General features: G+C 72.2%; 23 protein-coding genes and 2 pseudogenes. 7 read left to right on the forward strand and 18 right to left on the reverse strand.

Annotated features, from left to right (window positions below; translation table 11 throughout):
• The first annotated feature begins 82 nt into the window (after positions 1-82).
• A complete protein-coding gene (locus OV079_RS17430; RefSeq protein WP_267769908.1) occupies positions 83-2,038 on the forward strand; it encodes an ATP-binding protein in 1,956 nt (651 codons plus the stop codon).
• Here the strand turns inward: OV079_RS17430 and OV079_RS58080 are convergent.
• From OV079_RS58080 to OV079_RS17460, 7 genes are all read right to left on the reverse strand, one after another.
• Positions 1,927-2,238, reverse strand: coding sequence for a hypothetical protein (locus tag OV079_RS58080; protein WP_420829526.1), 312 nt, complete (start codon positions 2,236-2,238; stop codon positions 1,927-1,929). The genes OV079_RS17430 and OV079_RS58080 overlap by 112 nt on opposite strands.
• Positions 2,184-3,062 (reverse strand): pirin family protein, encoded by an 879-nt coding sequence (locus tag OV079_RS17435; protein WP_267769909.1) that lies wholly within the window; start codon positions 3,060-3,062, stop codon positions 2,184-2,186. Before OV079_RS17435 ends, OV079_RS58080 begins: the two co-directional genes overlap by 55 nt.
• 547 nt (positions 3,063-3,609) lie before the next feature.
• Entirely contained in the window at positions 3,610-4,245 is a 636-nt protein-coding gene (locus OV079_RS17440) for a lysophospholipid acyltransferase family protein (protein WP_267769910.1), read from the reverse strand.
• Positions 4,227-6,095 carry a fatty acyl-AMP ligase gene (locus OV079_RS17445; RefSeq protein ID WP_267769912.1) on the reverse strand — a complete coding sequence of 623 codons (1,869 nt, stop codon included), beginning with the start codon at positions 6,093-6,095 and terminating at the stop codon, positions 4,227-4,229. The genes OV079_RS17440 and OV079_RS17445 overlap by 19 nt, the downstream gene beginning before the upstream one ends.
• Before the next feature lie 20 nt (positions 6,096-6,115).
• Positions 6,116-6,499 carry an acyl carrier protein gene (locus OV079_RS17450; protein WP_267769913.1) on the reverse strand — a complete coding sequence of 128 codons (384 nt, stop codon included), beginning with the start codon at positions 6,497-6,499 and terminating at the stop codon, positions 6,116-6,118.
• A 79-nt stretch (positions 6,500-6,578) separates the two neighbouring features.
• Positions 6,579-7,595: an OmpA family protein gene (locus OV079_RS17455; RefSeq protein ID WP_267769914.1), complete on the reverse strand. Its 1,017-nt coding sequence runs from the start codon at positions 7,593-7,595 to the stop codon at positions 6,579-6,581.
• Positions 7,529-8,041 (reverse strand): hypothetical protein, encoded by a 513-nt coding sequence (locus OV079_RS17460; RefSeq protein WP_267769915.1) that lies wholly within the window; start codon positions 8,039-8,041, stop codon positions 7,529-7,531. Before OV079_RS17460 ends, OV079_RS17455 begins: the two co-directional genes overlap by 67 nt.
• 205 nt (positions 8,042-8,246) lie before the next feature.
• Here OV079_RS17460 and OV079_RS17465 point away from each other — a divergent pair, with 205 nt between their 5' ends.
• On the forward strand, positions 8,247-8,612 hold the full coding sequence (locus tag OV079_RS17465) for a Spx/MgsR family RNA polymerase-binding regulatory protein (RefSeq protein WP_267769916.1): 366 nt from the start codon (positions 8,247-8,249) through the stop codon (positions 8,610-8,612).
• Positions 8,613-8,695: 83 nt separating this feature from the next.
• Positions 8,696-9,289: a hypothetical protein gene (locus OV079_RS17470; protein ID WP_267769917.1), complete on the forward strand. Its 594-nt coding sequence runs from the start codon at positions 8,696-8,698 to the stop codon at positions 9,287-9,289.
• A 91-nt stretch (positions 9,290-9,380) separates the two neighbouring features.
• On the opposite strand, the gene OV079_RS17475 is transcribed toward OV079_RS17470, so the two are convergent.
• From OV079_RS17475 to OV079_RS17515, 11 genes and pseudogenes are all read right to left on the reverse strand, one after another.
• Positions 9,381-9,782 carry a hypothetical protein gene (locus OV079_RS17475; RefSeq protein ID WP_267778882.1) on the reverse strand — a complete coding sequence of 134 codons (402 nt, stop codon included), beginning with the start codon at positions 9,780-9,782 and terminating at the stop codon, positions 9,381-9,383.
• Positions 9,722-10,435, reverse strand: a complete 714-nt coding sequence (locus OV079_RS17480) for an aminotransferase class V-fold PLP-dependent enzyme (RefSeq protein WP_267769919.1) — start codon at positions 10,433-10,435, stop codon at positions 9,722-9,724. The genes OV079_RS17475 and OV079_RS17480 overlap by 61 nt, the downstream gene beginning before the upstream one ends.
• A 645-nt stretch (positions 10,436-11,080) precedes the next feature.
• The gene (locus tag OV079_RS17485) at positions 11,081-11,692 is read right to left on the reverse strand and encodes a hypothetical protein (RefSeq protein WP_267769921.1); all 612 of its coding nucleotides are present in this window, start codon (positions 11,690-11,692) and stop codon (positions 11,081-11,083) included.
• Positions 11,693-12,013: 321 nt separating this feature from the next.
• The gene (locus OV079_RS17490; protein WP_267769922.1) at positions 12,014-12,850 is read right to left on the reverse strand and encodes a hypothetical protein; all 837 of its coding nucleotides are present in this window, start codon (positions 12,848-12,850) and stop codon (positions 12,014-12,016) included.
• A gap of 22 nt (positions 12,851-12,872) precedes the next feature.
• On the reverse strand, positions 12,873-13,778 hold the full coding sequence (locus OV079_RS17495) for a hypothetical protein (RefSeq protein WP_267769924.1): 906 nt from the start codon (positions 13,776-13,778) through the stop codon (positions 12,873-12,875).
• 263 nt (positions 13,779-14,041) lie between these two features.
• Positions 14,042-14,599, reverse strand: a complete 558-nt coding sequence (locus tag OV079_RS55995) for a spermine/spermidine synthase domain-containing protein (RefSeq protein WP_267769925.1) — start codon at positions 14,597-14,599, stop codon at positions 14,042-14,044.
• Positions 14,600-14,622: 23 nt separating this feature from the next.
• Positions 14,623-14,961 (reverse strand): annotated as a pseudogene (locus OV079_RS58085) (spermine/spermidine synthase domain-containing protein); the annotation flags it as partial.
• Positions 14,962-14,979: 18 nt separating this feature from the next.
• Complete coding sequence (locus tag OV079_RS17505; RefSeq protein ID WP_267769927.1) at positions 14,980-15,462, reverse strand: PepSY-associated TM helix domain-containing protein; 483 nt, start codon at positions 15,460-15,462, stop codon at positions 14,980-14,982.
• A 40-nt stretch (positions 15,463-15,502) separates the two neighbouring features.
• Positions 15,503-16,627, reverse strand: a complete 1,125-nt coding sequence (locus OV079_RS17510) for a TonB-dependent receptor domain-containing protein (protein ID WP_267769928.1) — start codon at positions 16,625-16,627, stop codon at positions 15,503-15,505.
• Between the two features lie 745 nt (positions 16,628-17,372).
• A pseudogene (locus tag OV079_RS58090) lies at positions 17,373-17,837 on the reverse strand (TonB-dependent receptor plug domain-containing protein); the annotation flags it as partial.
• A gap of 150 nt (positions 17,838-17,987) precedes the next feature.
• Positions 17,988-19,160, reverse strand: a complete 1,173-nt coding sequence (locus OV079_RS17515) for a hypothetical protein (RefSeq protein WP_267769930.1) — start codon at positions 19,158-19,160, stop codon at positions 17,988-17,990.
• Between the two features lie 143 nt (positions 19,161-19,303).
• On the opposite strand from OV079_RS17515, the gene OV079_RS17520 reads away from it, so the two are divergent.
• The 4 genes from OV079_RS17520 (at position 19,304) to OV079_RS17535 (ending at position 21,458) form a co-directional block, all read left to right on the forward strand.
• Positions 19,304-19,924, forward strand: coding sequence for a hypothetical protein (locus OV079_RS17520; RefSeq protein WP_267769931.1), 621 nt, complete (start codon positions 19,304-19,306; stop codon positions 19,922-19,924).
• Between the two features lie 166 nt (positions 19,925-20,090).
• Positions 20,091-20,561: a hypothetical protein gene (locus OV079_RS17525; RefSeq protein ID WP_267769932.1), complete on the forward strand. Its 471-nt coding sequence runs from the start codon at positions 20,091-20,093 to the stop codon at positions 20,559-20,561.
• Positions 20,562-20,588: 27 nt separating this feature from the next.
• Complete coding sequence (locus OV079_RS17530) at positions 20,589-21,005, forward strand: hypothetical protein (protein WP_267769934.1); 417 nt, start codon at positions 20,589-20,591, stop codon at positions 21,003-21,005.
• A gap of 138 nt (positions 21,006-21,143) precedes the next feature.
• Entirely contained in the window at positions 21,144-21,458 is a 315-nt protein-coding gene (locus OV079_RS17535) for a YfhL family 4Fe-4S dicluster ferredoxin (RefSeq protein ID WP_267769935.1), read from the forward strand.
• Positions 21,459-21,465: the final 7 nt, after the last annotated feature.

Consider the following 21,465-nt stretch of genomic DNA (forward strand, 5'->3'; position numbering starts at 1 on the left):
GTTGCCCCCGATCGTGGATCCGGTGCGGCCTGGGAGCCTCGCTTGCCGACGTCGATCGCCGATGCGTATGATCGCGCGCAGCGTGCTCAAGACCGTTCGCGTCCCGCCGCACTTCGAGCCGCTGTTCGAGCAGGCGCAGGAGTTCGTGGGGAGGATCTTCGCCGAGCGGAGCGACATCCCCGACAAGGGCCGGATCGAGGTCTTCGGCCAGCGCTACATGCTCGTGCGGGCTCGGGCCATGTCGGTCGAGTTCTTCGAGATGGTCCAGCGGTTGTACCGCGACAAGGGACAGGACGAGGCCCTGGGGGTCGCCCGTAGCCTCTTGTTCGACATCGCTCACGCCATGGGGTTGTCGGACGCCAACGACTTCGCCGACCGCATGCATTTGCAAGATCCGATCGCCCGGCTGTCCGCGGGGCCGATCCACTTCTCGCACTCGGGCTGGGCCTTCGTGGACATCTCGCCCGACAGTCGTCCGGTCCCGGACGAGAGCTTCTACCTCCTTTACGACCACCCCTACTCGTTCGAGTCGGACTCGTGGATCGACGCCGGCAAGCGCACCGACTTTCCGGTGTGCGTGATGAACGCGGGTTACTCCTCGGGCTGGTGCGAGGCCAGCTTCGGCGTGCCGCTGGTGGCGACGGAGATCCTCTGCCGGGCCAAGGGCGACGAGCACTGCCGCTTCATCATGGCCCATCCGTCGCGGATCGAGGGCTGCATCGACGCCTACCTCCACGGCCAGCCGCACCTCGCCGGTCGCATCACGCGCTACGAGATCCCCGGCTTCTTCTCGCGCAAGCAGCAGGAGGACGAGCTGCGCAGCCGCGAGGAGCAGTACCGCGGGATCTTCGAGGCCGGCACCAACGCCCTGCTCATCCTCGACGACGCGACCGGCGTGGTCGTGCAGGCCAACCCGGCCGCCTCGCGGCTGTTCCGCTGCTCGCGCGACGACCTCGCCGGCCGCCGCTTCGCCGACCTGGTCGCGGCCTCGGGCGGCCCCGACCTGTTCGCCCGCATGCGCGCGGCCGTCCACGGCCACGGTCACTTCCTGTCCGAAGGGACAGCCACCGCCCGCGACGGCCGGTCCTACGTCGTGGAGCTGCGGGGCGCCCGCTTCCGCCTGCAGAACCGCGACCACCTGCTGGCCGTCCTGACCGACATCACCGAGCAGAAGCGGGCCCAGCTGGCGCTGCTCGAGGCCCACGACGAGCTCGAGCAGCGGGTCCGCGAGCGCACCGCCGAGCTCGAGCGGTTGAACCAGCAGCTGCACCTCCTGAACAGCCAGCTGGTCTCGGCGCGCGACTCGGCGATCGACGCCAGCCGGGCCAAGAGCGCCTTTCTGGCCAACATGAGCCACGAGCTGCGGACCCCGCTCAACGCCATCATCGGCTACAGCGAGCTGCTCGAGGACGAGAGCAGCGGCGACGGCCTCGCGCTCGACCTCGGCGATCTCGGCAAGATCCGCGGCGCCGCCCGCCACCTCCTCGACCTCATCAACGACATCCTCGACGTCTCCAAGATCGAGGCCGGCAAGATGGAGCTGTTCGTCGAGGACTTCGCGGTCGGCGAGCTGATCCAGGAGGTCGTCGCCACCATCGAGCCGCTCGCGCGCAAGAACGACAACCGGCTCGAGATCGCCGCTCGCCCCGGCCTCGGCGCCGTCGCCCTCGACCGCACCAAGGTCAAGCAGATCATCATCAACCTGCTCAGCAACGCCTGCAAGTTCACCCACCGCGGCGTCGTCGGCCTCGAGGTCTCGCGCGAGGCCGGCCCGCGCGGCGAGCAGCTCGTCGTCGCCGTGCAAGACACCGGCATCGGCATCGACCCCGCCCGCCTCGAGGAGCTGTTCCAGCCGTTCCGCCAGGCCGACGAGTCGACCACCCGCAAGTACGGCGGCACCGGCCTCGGCCTGTCGATCAGCCGCCACTACGCCGAGATGATGCGCGGCGGCATCGAGGCCCGCAGCGCCCCCGGCCAGGGCTCGACCTTCACCGTGACCCTGCCGATCGCCTTCCACGGCGTCGAAGCCGCCGAGTGAACGCCTGTCCCTTCGCACATGCCCGCTTGGGCATGCGCCGAGACATGCCCGGACGGACATGCCCCTCGGGCCACCCTCGCGCTCAGCCGAGCAGGCGCCCGGAGCGGTAGTCGGCGAACGCCTGCCGCAGCCTCGTCGGTGTTCATCACGAACGGCCCGCGGCGGGCCATCGGCTCGCGCAGCGGCCGGCCGGCGAGCACCAAGAGCGCGCCCCCGCGTCGCTCGAGATCGCCAGCGTGTCGCCGTGGCCGAGCACGCCGACCTGGCCCTTGCGCAGTTCACGGCCGTCGCTGCCGAGCCGCGCCGCCCCCTCGAGCACGTAGGCGAACGACGAGCACAGGTCGCAGGCGATGTGCTGACGCATGGCCGCGCCGGCCGCGAGGCTCACGTCCATCAGCATCGGCTTCACCGTCACGCCGTCGACCGGCCCGCGCTGGCCGGCCAGCTCGCCGGCGACCAGCCGCACCTGCGCGTCGTCGACGGTCAGCGACGGGATCGTCTCCGGCCCGAGCTCCTGGTAGCGGGGCTTCGTCATCTTCTCCGCCGCCGGCAAGTTGACCCATAGCTGAAAGGCCCACAGCTGCCCGCCGTCCTGCGGGCGCGGCATCTCCTCGTGCACGATCCCGCGGCCCGCGGTCATCCACTGCGCCGCCCCGGCCCCGATCCGCCCGTGGTTGCCGACGCTGTCGCGGTGCTCGAACGCCCCCGCGAGCACGTACGAGACCGTCTCGAAGCCGCGGTGCGGATGCTCGGGGAAGCCGGCCTGGTACTCGTCGGGCCGATCGCTGCGGATCTCGTCGAGCATCAGGAACGGGTCCAGCGCCGGCAAGCCGCGGTGCCCGAGCGCGCGCCGGATCGTGACGCCGGCGCCGTCGCGCGACGGCTGAAACTCGTGCACCGCAGTCACGTCCCGCACCGTCGCGCTCTTCTTCACCAGCGGCGTGGTGATGGCCGGGGGCGTACAGCCGGCGAACACCAGAGCAGGAGCGGCCTTCAACAGCGAGCGGCGCGTCGTGATGGACACGCCCCCACGCTAAGCCCGCGCGCACAGCGTTTCAACAACTCGACGATGCGCTTCATGTCACGTGGCCCAACGGTCATGTGTCCGGCGGCGGCGAGTCCGCCGAACACGCGGCCCCATGGATCCACGCACCAGCCCCGCGGCCCGAATGATGCAGCGCGAAGCGACAGCAAGACACGAGCCACCTCCTGTCATCGCTGCAGTGACCGACCTTCTTCGACTTTGACCAACCGTCATCCTGTCGAGTCGGGTCCGCGTCCTCGTCCTTGCGGTCCTGTCCGCGGCGCTCACGAGACCTCGCGCGTCGCGTGCAGCGGCTTGCGCAAAACCTGACTCACGCGACGCGGCGCCCTCCCCGGACACTGCCCGACCTTGACACCTCATCCAGCGCCGCCGAGCTGCCCCTCGCGGAGCGTTCGAGATCTCCGCGCGGCCCTCTCATCCGTCGCCGCGCCTCGACTGGAGGCGCAGCGCTCGGCTCGCTCGACGCGCGTGGAGCTCGGCGGATCCAAGCCGGCGAGCCGGCCCGGCGACCTCGTCGGCGCTCGCCTCAGCCGCGCTCGCTGGGGTCGAGGCCCTGGATGCCCGCCACCATCACCGCGTGCAGGCGCGGCTCGTCGATGTGAGCCGCGATCGCGTCGGCGGTGCGGTCGCGCAGGCGGACGATGTCGACCAGCGTCTTGCCCTCGGGCGTGAGGGCCGGCAGCACCTGCACCTCGATCGGGACATGTCGCGGGAGCCATGTCCCATCGTGCAGGGCGCTGCGAGTGCCGCGCAGCGCGATCGGCACCACCGGCACGCCGAGCTCGGCGGCCAGGCGGAACGCCCCGAGCTTGAACGGCCGCAGCCCCGCCTCGCGGCTGAACGTGCCCTCCGGGAACACCACCACCGGCGCCCCCGCGCGCAGCACCTCCGCCACCGCCTCGAGCCCCGCCAGCGCCCGCTCCGCCTGCAGGCGCTCGATCAGCACGTGACCGGCCCGGCGGATCAGCGGCCCGAAGGCCCGGTTGTCGCGGCACTCGCCCTTGACCACGAAGCGGATCGTGTCCGGCAGCGCGGCCAGCAGCACGAACGGATCGAGGTAGCTGCAGTGGTTGGGCGCCAGGACACATGGCCCTTCGGGCATGTTCTCGAGGCCAGTCACCTCCGGGCGCAGGCCGATGGTCGTCAGCGTCGCGCGCGCCACGTTGCGCGAGAACTTGCGCAGCGGCGCGCCCGACGGATCAGCCGACCGGCCGCGGTCGAGGCCGCGAGCATCCCGCCGAACGTGCCGAGGGCGAAGCTCCCGTACGCGACCTCGCCCGCGCGACCGGCCAGCGCCTTCGCGCGGCGCGGCAACCCGCGCAGGTACAGCCCCGCGGCCTGGCGAGCGAACGACCCGTGACCGCGGCCGAGCTCGCCGGCGAGGTAGAGCCGACGCGTGTCGCCGCGGCGGATCTTCCCGCTCGACGTCTTCGGCACCGCTCCGGGCCCCGTCAGCACCACACGGTCGGGCGGGATCCCCACGGTGCTAGCGATCGCCTCGCCGATCTTCTGTTGCAGCGCCGCGCGGGCCGTGGGCCGCTCCTCCTTCGTCTCCGCGACCACCACGATCGACTCGGTGCCGCTGCCCTCGTCGCGCACGGCGAACGCCGCCACGCAGCCCTGGCGCACCCCCGGCACCGCCCCGGCCGCGGCCTCGAGCTCGTGCGGGTAGTAGTTGCGGCCGCCCTTGATGATCAGGTCCTTCACGCGGCCGGAGATGAACAGCTCCCCGTCGACGAGGTAGCCGAGGTCGCCCGAGTCGACCCAGCCATCCGCCAGCTTCACCTTCGCGGTCGCCTCCGGGTTGCGGTAGTAGCCCTTGAACGCCGACGGCCCGCGGAACAGGATCCGGCCCTGGCGGCGGTCCGGCAGCGGCGCCCCGGCCTCGTCGGCGACCCGCACCTCGTGGTTCGGCACCGCCGAGCCGCAGCCGACGAAGTGCAGCACCTCGCTCTCGGGCGTGCCCTCGTCGGCCGGTCGCGCCTCGCCGCTGGACTCGAACGTCGCGCGCTCGACCCGGTCGACCCGCGGTCCGCGGCCCGGCGGCGGGAACGTCACCGCCACCATGTTCTCGGCCAGGCCGTAGGCGCAGAACAGCGCCTCGCGGCGAAACCCCGCCGGGGCCAGGTGCTCCGCGAAGCGGTCGAGCGTGCTCGCCAGGATCGGCTCGGAGCCGTTGAGCAGCGCCCGGATCGGGCCCAGCTGCAGCGGCGCGATCGCCTCGGGCGCCACGCGCTTGACGCACAGGTCGAACGCGAAGTTGGGCGCGCACGAGATCGTGCCCTTGTAGTGCGAGAACGCCTGCAGCCACCGCTCCGGGCGGGCCAGGAACGTCACCGGCGACAGGATCACCGTGGGTGTCCCGAAGTACAGGTTCATCAGCCACCCGCCGACCAGCCCCATGTCGTGGTAGAGCGGCAGCCAGCTGACCATCACGTCGCCGGCCCGCAGCGCGCAGCCCTCGGCCGCCGCGCGGATGTTGGCGAGCACGTTCGCGTGCGTGAGCTCGACGCCCTTGGGATCGCCGGTGCTGCCCGACGTGTACTGCAGCAGCGCGGTGTCCTCGCCGCGCAGGTCGGCCGCCACCGCGGTGTCGAGGCTGGCGTCGGCCAGCGCCTCGTCGACGTCGACCACCTGCCCGAGCGCCGGCACCTGGTCGCGCACCAGCTCGGCGACCCTGGCCGCGCGGGCGAACGTGATCAGCACCTCGGCCTCGGCGTTGGCCAGGATCTTCGCCTCGCGCTGGATGTACTCGGCGATCCGGTCGAGGCGGAACGGCGGATACAGCGGCACCGGCACCCCGCCGGCCAGCAGCGCGCCCATGAACGCCGCGAAGTAGCCGCGCGACGTCGGCAGCATGATCGCCACCTTGCCGCCCGGCCGCAGCCCGCGCCGCCGCAGCGCCGCCGCCACCCGCCCGGCGTCGCGCCGCAGCGCCGCGTAGGTGATCGCCTCCTCGCGCCCGTCCTCGCGCAGCAGCATCACGTGGACCCGTCCCGGCGTGTGCGCCACGTGGTGCTCGAGCGCCTCGATCAGCGTCTGCGCGGCCGCGGGCGCCGGCGTCGGCGCGTCGGTCGGGAGGACAGGTCCTCGGGGACATGCGCTTTCGGACCTGTGCTCTGGGGCATGTCCGAAGCACCATCTCCGCGCGCCTTGCGGGCCAGCGCCACCAGCTGGCGCGGCGTGTCCGCGACGCTGAGCGCCTCCTCGGGGAACACCACGCCGAGGCGGGCCTCGAGGCGGCCGAGCAGCTCGACGCGCTCGAGGCTGCCGAGGCCGAGCTCGCGCTCGAGCGACGCGTCGAGGTTGAGGTGGCCGAGGCCGCGTCCGTCGCCGACGGCCGAGATGAGCTCGCCGACGACGGCGAGGACCGTGGCCTCCTCGATCGGGCCCGGGGCGGAGGGCGTGCCTTCCATGCCGGGGACGATACCCGATCCGCGGCCCCGCGCAGTCACGCGCGCGGCGGGCCCAAGCGCACGCGCGGGCGGCCGCGGCTCACTGCAGCTTGAACTCGATGCGGCGGTTCTTGGCCTTGCCGGCCTTGGTGTTGTTGTCGGCGATCGGCTCGTCGGGGCCGGCGCCGCGGGTCGTGATCCGCGCGGAGTCGATCCCCTTGTCGGTCAGGTACTTCTTGACCGCGTCGGCGCGCCGCTTCGACAGGTCGACGTTGTGGTCGCGGTCGCCGGAGCTGTCGGTGTGGCCGCTGATCTCGACCTTCACCGACGGGAAGTCCTTCAGCACCTTGACCGCGTTGTCGAGCGTCGACTTCGACGTCTTCTTGATCGAGTCCTTGTCGCTGTCGAAGAAGATGCCCTTGATGACGCCGGTGAACTTGGTGACCGCGCGCGGGATCTCGTCGGCGCAGCCGTCGTCGTCCTGGTAGTTGTTGCGGGTCTCCGGGATCGCCGGGCACTTGTCGTCGCGGTCGGGGATCCCGTCCTTGTCCTTGTCGGGCAGCGGGCAGCCGTCGGGCGCGATGCCCTTGTCGTCGGGGCACTTGTCCTTGCTGTCGACGAAGCCGTCGCCGTCGCGGTCCTTCTCCGGGCAGCCGTCGGGCGCGATGCCCGGCTCTTGCGGGCAGGCGTCGACCGAGTCGAGGAAGCCGTCGCCGTCGGCGTCGCCCTCGACCGCCACCGGACAGCCGTCGGGCGCCACGCCCGGGGTCGACGGGCACTTGTCGACCGAGTCCTTGAAGCCGTCGCCGTCGCTGTCCGGATCGTCCTTGGCGGCCGGCTGCTTCTTGCGCAGCACGAACGACAGCCCGAGCAGCACCTCGAGGTGGTGCGTGCGGCCGCCCTCGACCCCGTACTGGCCCGTCGCGTTGTCGCGGACGTCGAGGCGCAGCGCGAGATAGTTGTTGATGTAGAACTTCACACCGCCGCCGAAGTGGATCACCGGGTCGACGTCGCCGCCGAGCCCCGACGTGCCCAGGAGCCCCGCGCCGATCAAGACGAACGGCGAGATCCGGTACGGCAACTGGGCCAGCGCGTAGCCGCGGAAGCCGCCGAGCACCGCCCCTTGCCGTCGCTCTCCGTCTTCGTCGGCATGATCGCGCCCTCGAGCTCGAGCCCGAGGAACGACAGCGGATAGAAGCCCGCGCGCAGGCCGACGTCGGGCGCGATCTTCGCGTACTTCTGCCAGTTGGGCGGCTCGCCCGGCAGCGGCGGCAGGTACAGCTCGTGGTCGCGGGCCGGGAACATCATGCCGGCGAAGATCCCGAACTCGCCCGACATCGCCGTCGGCCGGTAGCGCTTGATCCACGGCACCCCGCTGCGATCCTTCGCCTTCTTCTCGCGCTTCTTTTTGCCGGCCTTGGCGTCGCCCGTGGCCTCGGCGCCGGCCGGCGACAGCGAGATCGACCCTTCCGCCTTCGCGCCCTCCGGCTCCTGCGCCGCCGCCGGCAGCGAGAGCGACGAGAGGACCACAGCAGCAGCGACGGGGAGCGAGAGCTTGGACATGACGCGGACTCGTGAAGGAGGCACCGCGCCGGCGACGCGCGGCAAAAACTCTTGTACATGCGTTCGTCGGCGCTGCCTAGGCAGCGCCAGCCCCCGACGCCCGCCGCGAAGCTCGCCCGGACCGCCGCGCATGGTCCTGCGGACAGGCGAGACGACCTCTCCACACCGCGCGCGCCAGCGCCCATGTGGTACGGTCCCGCGCGCCATGACGGCCGTCCTCTTCGCCCATCCTCGCTGCGACACCTGCCGCAACGCCCGGCGCTGGCTCGACGCGCACCACGTCGCCTACGACGTCGTCGACCTCACCGTCCGCGCGCCGACCTCCGCCGAGCTGCGCGCGATCCAGCAGAACTCCGGTCTGCCCGCGCGCAAGCTGTTCAACACCTCCGGCCAGGCCTACCGGGCCGGCGGCTTCGGCGAGCGGCTCAAGACCATGGACGACGACGCCATGATCGCCGCGCTGGCGGCCGACGGTCTGCTCGTCAAGCGCCCGATCTTCACGCGCGACGCCCTCGCCCTGGTCGGCTTCTCGGCGGACGCCTACGCGCGCGCTCGCCTGAGCGCCCTGTAAGAGCCCGCGCGGGCCGGTCGTTGGGGGACCGCCGGCACGCACTGCGACCATCGCTCCGCGGTGCGCCGGTCCACAGGTTCGCCATGACCGCCCTCGCCTATCCCCACCCCGTCCGCCTTCCGGTCTCCGTCAAGCTCGCCCTCCTCGCCCTCCTCGCCGCCCTCGCCGTGATCACGCCCCGGCCCGCGCGCGCCAGTGAGGGCGAGGTCGCGACCGACTTCAAGCGCGGCCCGTTCGCCGAGTTCGCCTGGCGCCCCGCCCTCGTGCCCCTGCGCAACGACGCCATGCCGGCCGCGCGCACGCACATGCTCCTCGGCGCCCGCCTGTCACCCGCGGTCGTGCTCGGCACCATGGCCCACGTGACGCTCTACTTCGACAAGGATCAGAAGGTCGGCGCCGGCCTCGACGCGATGATCCAGGTCAACGTCACTCGCGGCTTCTATCTCCGCACCGGCGTCGGCGCGATCAGCCACGTCCCCATCGCCCGCGAGGTCACCACGCGCACCCCCGGCTACGGCGGCCAGGTCGGCCTCGGCTACGCCTTCCGCCTCGGCAAGGACAAGGGCAAGGGCCCCGGCGCCGCGCTCGCTCTCGGCGCCGACTACGACCTCCGGATCCTCCCCGACAAGCGCCGCCGCGGCATCTTCGTCCTCGGCCTCTCGTTCATGTTCGGCTGAAGCCCGCCGCGCCCCGGCCTCTGCTGTTCGTCCGAGACCCCGAGCGCCGACGCTCCGCGAAGTCCCGCCATCTTCGCCTTCGGTCGCTCACTCATGTTCGCATGAGAGTCACCAGTGCCTCGATCGCTCGCCGCACCCGCGCCGTGCTCTCGTAGCAGGGGGTGCCGAGCCGCAGCAGCGGCGTTCGCTTGCCCGCCCGGCGATCGATCACGCAGCGCAGGTGGATCCCCGCCGGGTGCAGCGCCATGCACACCGCCTCGACGTCGATCCCCGGCAGCGCCACGCTCACCGTCGCCAGCAGTTGTTCGGCGGTCGGTGGCGCCTCGCGCTCCTCACCGGTGTTCGCATCGAAGAATCGGTGCGCCACCCCGGCCGCGAGTAGCCGCTCGTGGAGCTCGCGCGCCGACCAGGCCGCCAGAGTGCGGCTCCGCCTCAGCGCGACGTGCCCGAGCGCCGCGTGCAGATCGAGCGCCGCAGCCAGCCCTGCGTACACCGAGAAGTCGTGCGCCCCACGCCGCTCGAGCCCGGTCGCTCCCCCTCTTCGCCGTCGCCGGCCAGCAGCGGCAGCTCGGCGCGCGCTCGCGGGGACGTCCACGCGAAGCCGACGCCCGGCGGCCCGAACAGCCACTTGTGCCCGCTCGCCACCACCACGTCGGCCCCCGTCAGCGCCGGCGGCACCAGGCCGACCGCCTGCGCCGCGTCGACAATTACAAAGATCTCCGGCGCCGCCGCGCGCACCGCCGCCGCGATCTCCCGCGCCGGGACGACCTGGCCGATCGTACATGTCACTTGCGACAGCAACAGCACCGCCGGCCGCTGCCCCGCCGCGATCGCCCCCGCGGCCGTCGGGTCGCGCAGCGCCGCGTCCGGCAGGGTCGCCGCGCGAAATCCTCGCTCGAACGCCGCCGTCGCCGACGGGTGCTCGTGCTCGCTCATCAGCACCAGCGGCGCCTCGCCGCCCCCCAGCCGCTCGCGCAACGCATACGCGATCGTCCGCAGCGCCTCGCTGGTCCCGGCCGTCAGCGCCGGCGGATCGCCGCCCCACAGCGCAGCCGCCAGCGCCCGGGCCCGTCGATGCTCTGCCCGCCCGCGCTGCACCTGTCCTTCGGGATAGGCGAACAGCTCGTCGTCCCAGAAGCCCTGCATCGCCGCCCGCACGGCCTGCGCCGGGGTGGCGATCGAGCCGGGATCGAGGTTGATGCGCGCCCCGGGGAATGGCGCACGCGCAACCTGTCCCAGAGGTCCTGGTCTTCGGGCCGCTCACGCAGCGCGCCGAGCACCGACTCGCCGGCCGACCGCCGCCCGCTCGCCTCCGTCACCGGACGCCCTCCGCCACCTCACCAGAGTAGACCGCCCCGCGCGCTCGCGGGAGCTCGTTTCACCGCGCCGATCCGCGCGTCCGCGATCACGCGCGCCCGCGCGCACCCGCGACGCCGCAGCCGATCCTCACGACATGTCCTTTCAAACATGCCCTTTCGGCAATATGCCTTCGCCGGGTGAACACCGGCCTCGTCCCCGCGGCGCGGGCCGTCCGCGGCAGCGGGTCGCGCCGCCCCCATGCGACGGCCCCCTGATTCCGCGACGGCACCAACCTCGCGTCGACCGGCGCTCGACGCCGCAGCTCGTCGAGCGCCGCGATTCATCACGACCGCATCGACCTACGGCGCTCCGCGAGCCCCCCGGAGCCTCACGGTACCCGCAGCCGCCCGCGTGCGCCCCCGAAGCGTCGAGCAGCCCTCCCTCCGCACGAGCGCCCTCCCGGGACAACCTCACCGCACCTGCGGCCGCCCCTCACAACGAGTTCTGCAGCACGCACTCGCCGGCGACGCAGCGCGCGACCTTGGCCGTGCATTGGTCGATCGCCACGCACGGCACCTCGTCGGGCGGCACCGGGCACTGCACCAGCCGGTCGACGCAGTCGGTGGCGATCGCCAGCTCGCGGCCTCCCAGGTCGCACGGGCAGCAACCTCCGACCACCTTGGTGCAGTCCCCGTCGTCGACGCAGGCGCAGCGCGGCGGTTGCTTGCACTGGCACACCTCGCAGCCGCGCTCGTCGGTGTCGAACCCGAACGGGCACAGCAGCTTGCACAGCACCGGCTGGCACTGCGCGGCCGCGTCGACGCAGACCCCGCCGCCGCAGTCGAGGCTGCACGTCGTCTGGCCCGTCTGCGGGTCGCAGGCGCACAGCGACGGCACGCACTGCGGGCCCTTCTGACACACCTGTCCTTCAGGACACCCCGACTGCACGCACCCCGGCTGCTGAAACCCCTCGCACGGCCCTCCGGCGGGCGCCGTATCGACCTCGGTCGGCTGGGCCGCCACCGGCACCGCCTCCGCCGCCGCCTGCACCACCACGCCGGACGGCAGGACGTCGCACGCCAGCGCCGCCGCCGACAGGACCACCGACCATGGCGAGATCGCATCTTCGGACTCCTTCGACGCAGCGTGGCCCGGCCCTCCGCGCGCGCAAGCCCGCGAGCCGCCCGCCGCCCGTCGCCGGCCCGCCGCCCCGACGCCTCCGCTCGGCCCGCTGCTCGCCTGCGGCCCCTCTGCCGCGGCGGTCCGCCCGCTCAGCGGCCCGAGCCTGCGATCCGGAAGTCCATGCTCGAAAGGACATGTCCTCGAGAACATTCCTCGAAGGACATGTCCTCGGGCATCGGCGTCGCGTCCGGGACGAACCGCGGCAGGAGCTCTCCCCGCGGACGCCCGCCCCGGCTCGCCGCGCTACTGCAGCACGCACTGCCCCTGCAGGCACACCGCCTGCGCGTCGGTGCACAGGTAGACCGCCGGGCACGCCACCTGGTCGGGGGGCAGCGGGCACGGCTCGAGCTGATCGAGGCAGGCCGCGGCGACCGCGACCTCGCTGCCGCCCATGTTGCACGAGCAGCAGCCCGGGCTGGCCTTGACGCAGTCGGCGTCGACCTGGCAGCCGCAGCCCGGCGGCGGGTTGCAGGCGCAGATCTCACAGCCCATCTCGTCCTTCTGGAACCCGAACTCGCAGAACAGGTCGCAGGCGACCGGATCGCACAGGGCCGCGTCGACGCACGTGCCGCCGCCGCAGTCCGGGGTGCAGACGATCTGCTGCGTCTCCTCGTCGCACAGGCACGCCGACGGCACGCACTCGACCTCCGTGTTGCACTCCTGTCCTTCGGGACAGCCCTTATCGAAACAGCCCGGCGGCTCGAAGCCGTCGCACACGTTGCCGCCGGTGCTCGTCTCGCCGGTCGTCTCCGCGGTCGTCCCGGCCGTCGTCTCGCCCGTCGTGCTCGTGGTCGTCGTCTCGCCCGTGGTCGTGGTCCCGGTCGTCGTCGTCTCCCCGGTCGTCGTCGTCGTCTCCCCGCCGGTCGACGTCGCCTCCGTCTCCCCGCCGGTGTTCCCGCCCTCCGTCGGCCCGCCCGACCCGGTCGTCGCCGCGCTGCCGGAGCTCGTGTCGGCGGTCGCCGCCGTGCTCGCGGTCGTCTCGCCGGTCTCGCCGGCCTCGGTCGTGCCGCCGCTCTGACCGCAGCCGCTCACCAGCCACAGCGCTGCACAGCTCGCTGCACGCGCCCATCCATGTTGCATGTACGTCATCATATTTTTATTTTTAGAAGCACTCCTCGTCGCGGGCATAGCCGACCCCGCGAGACCCGACAAGCGACGCGGCGCGCCGCTTGCGGCCGCACCAGGGTCTTTGCAGCCGCAGGGCCGCAAGAGCGCGCCGCTCGGCCCTACACGCGCACCACGGCGCAGGGCGGCGGCGCACCCGGCGCTGCAGGCAGTAGGCGACGAACGCCGCGAACACCGGCCGCGCGCGCCCCTCCGTCGGCAGCGCGTGCAGGTGCAGCGCCGGCACCACGTTGACCTCGAGCAACAGCGCCGCCCCCGCGGCCTCCGCCGGAGGGCGCGTGAACGCGGCCATGGGCCCGCGAAGATCGACCCCGCCGACGTCGACCCCCAGCAGATCGCACGCCGACGCCGCGACCGCCAGCCACTGCGGATCGACCTCGTCGGTCCGATCGATCACCGCCAGCTCCTCGCCCGTGATCTCGACCTCGCGCCCTGCGGGGATCGGCGCATCGAGCTCCAAGCCGTACACCTCGAGGTGGCCCTCGAGATCCTCCTCGATCTCGATCTGGTCCATGGGACAGAGGCTCGGCGCCGCCCACGTCCCGCGCCGCGCGTCGCCGTTCAGCGCCGCCACCTGCGCCTCGGCGCTGCTGCCGGCCGCGAGCTTCGGCCGCACCACCTCGACCGCCGCGATCGGCTGGCCGCCGATCACCGCCACCCGCAAGTTGGTCCCCGGGATGAACGGCTCGATCAGCACCTCCTCGTCGAGGTCGATCGCGCGGGCCCGGTCGCGCGCGCGCGACAGCGTCGCCAGGTCGCGCACGTCGGTCGCCACCCCGACCCCGCGGTTCCCCCAGTTGGGCTTGACCACCAGCCGCCCGTGGCGCGCCAGCAGCCCCCGCACGGCGGGCCCGTGGATGTCGCCGGCCTCGTCGACCAGCACCCCCTCGGCGCACGGCAGCCCCCGCGCGCAGCAGCTCGCGGCTCAGGTGCTTGTTGTTGGCCAGCCCCTGGGCCACCTGCGTCAGGAACGGCGAGCGCGTCTTGCTGACGATCGCCTGCCGCTCCCCGAGCGACAGGCGCATGAAGTAATCGGTGTGCTCGCGCCCGAGCGGCTCGGCGCGGGCCCCGAGGCTCGCCGCCGCCGCCGCGATCAGCTGGTTCGTCCGGCTCCAGACCATACGGACATGTCCCTTCAGCCCTGGCCTAATCGCCCTGTCCCCGGGAGCCTGTCGTATAGGACAGCAGCTCGCCGTCGCCGGTGATCACGTCGCCGGGCTGCTCGATGCGGCGGCGCAGGATCGGCGGCAGCTCCAGCGCCGCGCGGTGGCTGACCGGCGTGTACCACTGCAGCTCGCCGAGCGCGGCGATCCGGGCGGCCAGGTCGGCCGGCTCGGCCTCCAGCGGCCGGCGCGACATCAAGGCGAAGCCCCACAGGCAGTGGAACGACGGCACGAAGCCGTGGGCGAAGCGGACGTGGGGGAACACCGCCTGCAGCGTGCTGCGGACCGTGCGGGCCAGCTTGAGGTCGAGCGGGTCGAGCTCGCCGGCCTGCAGCACGCACACCCCGTCGTCGGCCAGCGCGCGCAGGACCAGCTCGAAGAAGCGGGTCGAGAACAGCGCCGCCGACGGCCCCTCGTCGGTCGGGTCGGTGACGTCGAGGACGATGACGTCGAAGCTGCCGGGCGCCGCCTGGCGCAGCGTGTCGAAGATGTCCTCGGTGCGCGCTCGACCCGCGGGTCGTCGAGGCTGCCGGCGTGCCACGACGGCAGGTGCTCCTTGCACAGCGCCACCACCTCCGCGTCGAGGTCGACCGAAACGATCGTCTCGACCGAGCGGTGGCGGAGGATCTCCCGCAGTGCCGCGCCCTCGCCGGTCCCGCCGACCAGCACCCGCCGCGGCCGGCCGTGCAGCACCAGCGCCGGGTGGACCAGCGCCTCGTGGTAGAGCGCCTCGTCGGCCTCGGCCGACTGGACCAGGCCGTCGAGGAACAGGATCCGCCCGTACGCGCTCGTGTCGGCGACGATCGCCTCCTGGTACCGCGTCTTGATGTGCGCGACCAGGCGCTCGACGCTGTAGAGGATCGACACGCCCTCGATCTCGGGCTCTTGCAGCACCAGGTGCATTCGCGTCTGTCCTTTCGCTCAGCCGCGCGGGCGGCGGCGGCTGACGATCATACCGAGGCCGGTGGCGACCAGCGCGAGCATCCCGAGGCCCGCGGCGAGCGCGAGGGCCTGCCCCGGCAGACCGACGATCTCGCCGGTGTGCAGCTTGAAGAGCAGCTGCGTCAGGCCGCCAGCGGTGCGCCGGCGCTCGATCAGCGCCCCGTCGCCGGCGAAGTAGAGCACCGTCTCGTCGTCGTCGTCGACCCAGAACACCCACGGCTCGTCGGGCTCGGTGGCCAGGCCGATGTCGGTGATCGCCTCGTCGCCGGCCTCGCGCTGCGCGCGCGCCAGGAGCTCCATGAGCGGCAGCGGCTGCTCGACCACCGGCGCGCTCGGGGCCGGCGTCTTCATGCAGCCGCGGAACACCAGGATCGCCCCCGTCAACGCGATCACCGCGAACACCGCCGACAGCGTCGCGCCGATCGCCTGGTGCCACTTGAACAGGCCGCGTCGCATGCTCATGAGGACATGCTCCTTCGGACATGCTCTTTAAACAATGTCATCACATCAAGGCCCCCCACGTGCGCCAGAACCACCGCTCGACGCGGCGCACCCCGGCGGTCCAGACCCGGCGGTTGACCTTGCCGCGCTTCCAGCTGGCGCGGGCCTGCTCACCGGCCTTGCCGCGGATCCACTCGTGGGCGAAGCCCAGGTTGAAGTAGAAGGTGCGCGGGCGCATGGCCAGGATGCCGCCGTTGATGTCGTCGGAGCGGGTGAACCACTGCTCGTTCAGCAGGTTCTTGACGCCGACCGTCGCCTCGAGCCGCCAGCCCGCGGGCAAGCTGGCGCGGTAGCCGAGCCACGCGCCCATCAGCGTGTAGGCCGGCATGGTCCCGACCTCGCCGGTCGCGCGCGGCGCGTCCCAGTTGGCGTAGTCGGTGTACTGCTTGTCGACGAACTCGACCTTGGTGCCGACGCGCAGGCCGAACGGCGCCTCGTAGCTGGCCGAGCCCCACACCTCGTGCGCCGGGTACCACGGCATGCGGTTGCCGGTGTAGAGGTCGCGCAGCACCCGGCTGCCGTTGTACGCGTAGCCGACGTTGAGCTCGAGCCCGTCGACCTTCTCCCACACCTCGCCGGGCAGCCACTCGAGGTCGACCTCGGCGCCGTAGGTGTGCGCCGCCGGGATGATGTCGATCGCGTTCTCGCCCTCGTCGCGCAGGTTGTTGAAGTAGCGGTACCAGCCGTCGACGGTCGCGTACACCCCGCCGAGCTCCATCAGCTTCACGCCGGCCTCGACGGTGTCGGCCAGCTCGGGCTTGATGAAGCGCAGCGCCCGGCCCATCGCCTCGCCGGGGTTGATCGGCTGGATCGCCCCCGACAGGTAGCTCGGGGCCCCGAACGAGCGCCCGTAGCCGAGGTAGAGCCCGACGTGGTCGCCGCCGTACCACACCGACGCCGCCGGCAGCGGCCCGCCGTACAGCGGCCGCGGGTAGCTCAGGCCCTCGAGCACGTTGTAAAAGCTCTGCTTGGTCAGCTCGAGGCGCACGCCGGCGGTCAGCACCAGCTTGGTGTCGAGCAGGTAGATCTTGTCCTCGAGGTACAGGGAGTAGCCGCCGATCCGGCCGTCGAAGCAGCGCAGCGCGTTGGGCGAGCCCTCCGGCAGGATGGTGCCGCGCGGGCACACGCGCGTCGCCGTCGGCCTCGAGCTTGTCGCCGGGGCGGTCGGGGAACTCGACGCGGAAGCCGCGGATCCGCGCCGTCTCGAACACCCCGCGGGTGCCGATCGAGAGGTCGTGGAAGCCGCCGCGGTGGCGCACGCGGAACGCGTAGCGCGGCTCGATGCCGACCACGTCGAACGCCCGCGGCTGCACGAGCAGGAAGGTCGGCGCCGCGCCGAGGTTGCGGTCCTCGTTGGTCGCCTGGACCACGCGCCGCAGCGTGTGGCTGTAAAACGCGATCACCTGCAGCTCGTGCTCGGCCTTGGGCCGCCAGTGCAGCTTGAGGCTCGTGCCCTCGCGGTGGCCGTTGAAGGTGTCGTACGGGCGGTTGCTGGTGAACCGGTCCTTCGCGTAGGTCTCGGAGTCGACGCCGCCCGGCAGGTTGGTCTTCTCCCAGAACAGGTGCGTGCTCGACAGCAGCTCGAGCCGCTTCGTCACCGGCACCGCGAACTTGACGATCCCGCCGTGGCTCTGGAACTCGCTGTGCTCGCGGTACGTCTTGCCGAACCGCGGCGCGTACTCGACGTACACGCCGATGCCCTTATGCGTGCCGCCGTACGAGGCCGCCGCGCCGGCGTCGCCGAACTGGTCCGACTGGGCGAACACCGACACCGTCGGGTTCTTCGGGATCGGGTGCGACACCATGTTGAACACGCCGCCCGACGTCCACGGCCCGAAGCGCACCGACGAGCCGCCGCGCACGGTGTCGACGCGGGCGATCTGGAACAGCGACAGCGGGAACAGCACCATCGACGGCGCGCCGTACGGCGCCGGCGCCACCGGCACCTCGTCGAGCAGCACCGTCGCCTGCTCCGACAGCCGCGGGTCGGCGCCGCGGACCGCGAGGTTCAGCTTGGTCGCCGACGTCGACAGCCCCGACGCGCCCTCGACCGCGCGCACCCCCGGGACCTTGTCGAGCAGCTCGGCCACCCCGCTCGCGCCCTGGGCCTTCGCCTGGTCGACGTCGACCACCTGCCGCCCGCCCGCGTGGCGGTGGGCGTCGACCCGGCTCGAGCGGCCGAGCAGGTCGGTCGTGACCTCGATGTCGCGCGACTCGCCCGGCAGCAGCTCGCCGCCGCTCGCCGCCGGCGGCTCCACCGGGGGCGCGCCGGGGCCCGCCGCCGCGCCCGCCTCGGCCGCTTCGGCGGCCTCGCCCTCGCCTGGCTCTTCGGCCATGCTCTTCGGGGCAGGTCCCTTGGAGAATGTCCAATCGGGCCTGTCCCCTGGGGCAGGTACGTCCGGCGCCGCGTCCGGCCCGTCGTACCCGCGCGGGTCGGCCGCCAGCAGCAGGGCGAGCAGTTGGAGCGCGAGCGACGACACGACGGCTCAGGGCACGACGACGGCCGTGGCCCCGCGGATCCGCAGGCTGCGAGCGGGATCGGTGAACAGCGGCCCGAGCTCGTCGTGCACCGCGAACTTCCACGACCCCGGCGACTCGGCGGTCGGCTCGGTGATCTTGTAGACCGTGCCGCCGATGCCGACGCCGTACAGCGCGCCCTGGACGCGCGCCAGGCCCTCGATCTCGGAGCCGGCCGGGATATCGTCGATGTACGGCCCGTACGCGCGCGGCTCCGGCAGCTCGCCGGTCGCCGCGACCCGCAGCAGCTCGTGGCGACCCGCGGGGAACGTCTCGGACATCTCGCCGCGGACCAGCGCGAGCACGTCGCCGCCTGGCCCCGGCGCCATGTCCCCGGAGACACCCACCTTCTCCTCGAACTCGGCGTGGACCGAGCAGATCGGCGCGCAGGCGTAGTACACCGGGTCCTGGCTGATGTCGCTCGGCAGCACGCAGTGCTTGGGCGCGGCCAGGAACGCGGGGTCGAGCAGGAACAGCGCGCCGCGGGCGTCGAGGCCGTTGCCGGGCTTGCCGGCCGAGCCGGCGAACAGCGAGTCACCGACGAACTCGAGCCCGGTCATGCTCTGGCGCCAGTAGCAGGCGTCGGTCGCCGGGTCCTTCACGTCGCCGTACTTGAAGGCGTAGCGGACGCTCTCGACGCGGTTGTCGGCGCGCGTCCAGTCGGGCACACCGAGGGTCATCAGCCCCCACTCGTCGTTGAGTGGGTCGTAGCTGAGGCCCCACAGCCCCTTGTCGGGGTGCCAGGCCAGGTCGCGCACGGTGAAGCGCAGCAGCGACGTGTCGGCCAGCGAGATCGGGCCCATCTTGTCGTCGAGCCACAGGTTGCCGAGCTTGGCCAGGCAGCCGCCCGCGTCGCACGGCTTCGACGGGTCGTACAGGTACAGCGCGTTGCCGACGAACCGGCCCTTGTCGTCGAGCGGGAAGTTGGACTGGAAGTTGGCCCCGCCGTCGGTCGGCTTGGTGTTGACGATCAGCATCAGCTCGCCGCGGAGCGGCTGGTCTTCGGGACAGCCTTCACAGAGGTCGACCTCCGGCGGCAGCCCGTCGCCCTCGTACGTGTCCGGCTGCATCGGCTCGAAGCCCACGCAGCCCCACGTGACCGTCGCCGTGCCGGCGAGGGCAATATTGAAAATCGTTTTCATTTTTGGGGTTCTGTAGCACCGCAGTCCCCGGGGTCAAGCAGGTAAGTCTCCCCAAGAGACAGGAAACAAATGACCTTGCAAATGATTTTCCTTTTCATTATGACCGGCGCCGTTCGCTCCCAAGCGTCCATCAGGAGACTTTCATGCGCCTGCGCAGCCTTCCCCTACTCGCCCTCTCGCTCGGTCTCGCCGCCTGCCCCGGCAACGAATCGGAGACGGACGGCACCACCGACGCCACGACGACCGAGCCGACCACCGACGGGCCGGCGACCGAAGGCACCCAGACGGCGGGGCCCACGACCACCGAGGACGAGCCGACCGCCGGGACCACCGGCGAGCCCGGCGGCGACCTGAACCCGCACACCCTCGGCGACCACGCCAGCCAGGCCTGCAAGGACGCCATGACCGGGGCCGCGACCTTCCTCGCCGCCACCGCCGACGCCGACGCCGCCGCCGCCACCACCGCCTACACCGACGCCCTCAAGGTCTACGTGCAGGCGCTCGACACCGCCAACATGCGCGACGACGACAGCGCCATCACGGCCGCCCTGGCCACCGGTGACGGCCCCGGGGCCGCGCTCGCCGAGGGCCACCTGTACACCAGCCTGATGTTCCAGCGCGGGCCAACCTCTCGGCCGTCGAGACCGGCGCCGAGGACAAGTACGCCGCCTGGGACGAGGCCCACTGCGTGTGGGACGGCGCCCTGCGCAGCCTCGCCGAGCGGGCCCAGGCCGAGGGCTGGGAGGGCGCCGGCGACCCGATGATCGCCGACATCGACGCCGCCTTCGCCGCCGGCCACGACGGCATCAGCGGCGAGCCCCCGGCCACCGCGATCGACGACTGGCGGATCCCCCGAACAAGCAGATCATCGAGAAGACCCTGTTCCGGGCCGCCCACCGCGACATCGTCGGTCAGGCGATCGGCGCCACCATGGCCGCCGACACCGCCCTGGCCGCCCGCGCGCTCGGCGTGTTCGGCCTCGTGCGCGACCGCCTGGAGGGCCGCAACACCCCCGGCATCGCCGTCATCGAGGGCATGCTGGCCGGCGACCCGGCGATGATCAGCGGCACGCTGATCGCCATCGAGATGGACAAGGCGTTCGCCAAGCGCACCCGCAACTACGCCGACCAGGCGTTCGGCGAGGGCCTCGGGATCCCGCCGAGCTACAAGGGCGCGGTCGAGGGGCGCACCTACGCCAAGCTCATCGTCGCCGGGATGAAGTCGGCGATGATGAACACCGAGGCCTACCTCGCCGACTGGGACACCTACGCCGAGCTGGTGCGCACCGGCGAGGACGAGGCGGCGGCCATGGAGGTCAGCCAGCGCCTGATCGACGCCACCTGCGCGTACCAGACCGCGCTCGGAATCGCTGCCTGCACCGGCAGCGATGACGAGATGTAGCCCGTCAGCGCAATATGGCCGCACTGCATGGCCGAGATTTTTTCCGGGTTCAGCGAGTTCGGCCGCGTGTTGGCCGACTACATCACGCGTGAGACCGCCGTGCGCGGGGCGGTGCTCAGCGACGACCAGGGCGACGCCGTCGACCTCGTCTTCGACGAGGCCCGCACCACCGCCCTGGAGGTCCAGATCCTCGGCGCCCAGCTCGACCGGGCCGCCGAGCGGCTGACTTCATGGTTCCAAGATCGCGGCCGAGGCCACTGTGAGATCTTGATTGAGGCAAGTCACGGCCGCCTCTGCTGCGCGTTCGTCGGCGGCGCCTACGTCCTGGCGATCGTCTCGGAGCCCGCCCAGGGGGACGACGAGGCCCGCGCCGCCGAGGCCGAACGCGTGCTCGCGGGCTTCCGGGACCTGCGCCGGGACATCGAGGCGCTCCTGCAGGCCTGACGGCGGTCGCTGCGGGGGGCGGCGCGCGACCTTGACGCAAGGTCACATGTTGCGCGCCACACCTGCTGCGCCGCCGCCGTCCAGGCGTGGCACACTGCGGGCGCGTGGCCCCGGCCCGGAAGGAGCCCAGTTTTACCCATGGCGACCCACATCACTGAAGAGTGCATCAACTGCGGCGCGTGCGAGCCGGAGTGCCCCAACGAGGCGATCTCGGAGGGCGACGACCGGTATGTCATCGACCCCAACCTCTGCACCGAGTGCGTCGGGTTCCACGATTACGAGGCCTGCCAGGCCGTGTGCCCGGTCGAGTGCTGCGTCCCCGACCCCGAGCGCCGCGAGAGCGAGGAGACCCTGCTCGAGCGCGCCCGCAAGCTCCACCCCGAGAAGAGCTTCCCCGCGGTCGCCGACCTGCCCAACGACCTGAGCCGGTTCCGCAGCGCGAAGAAGAAGTGAGCCCTCG

The organism is Nannocystis pusilla (assembly GCF_026626665.1).
Lineage (GTDB): Bacteria > Myxococcota_A > Polyangia > Nannocystales > Nannocystaceae > Nannocystis > Nannocystis pusilla.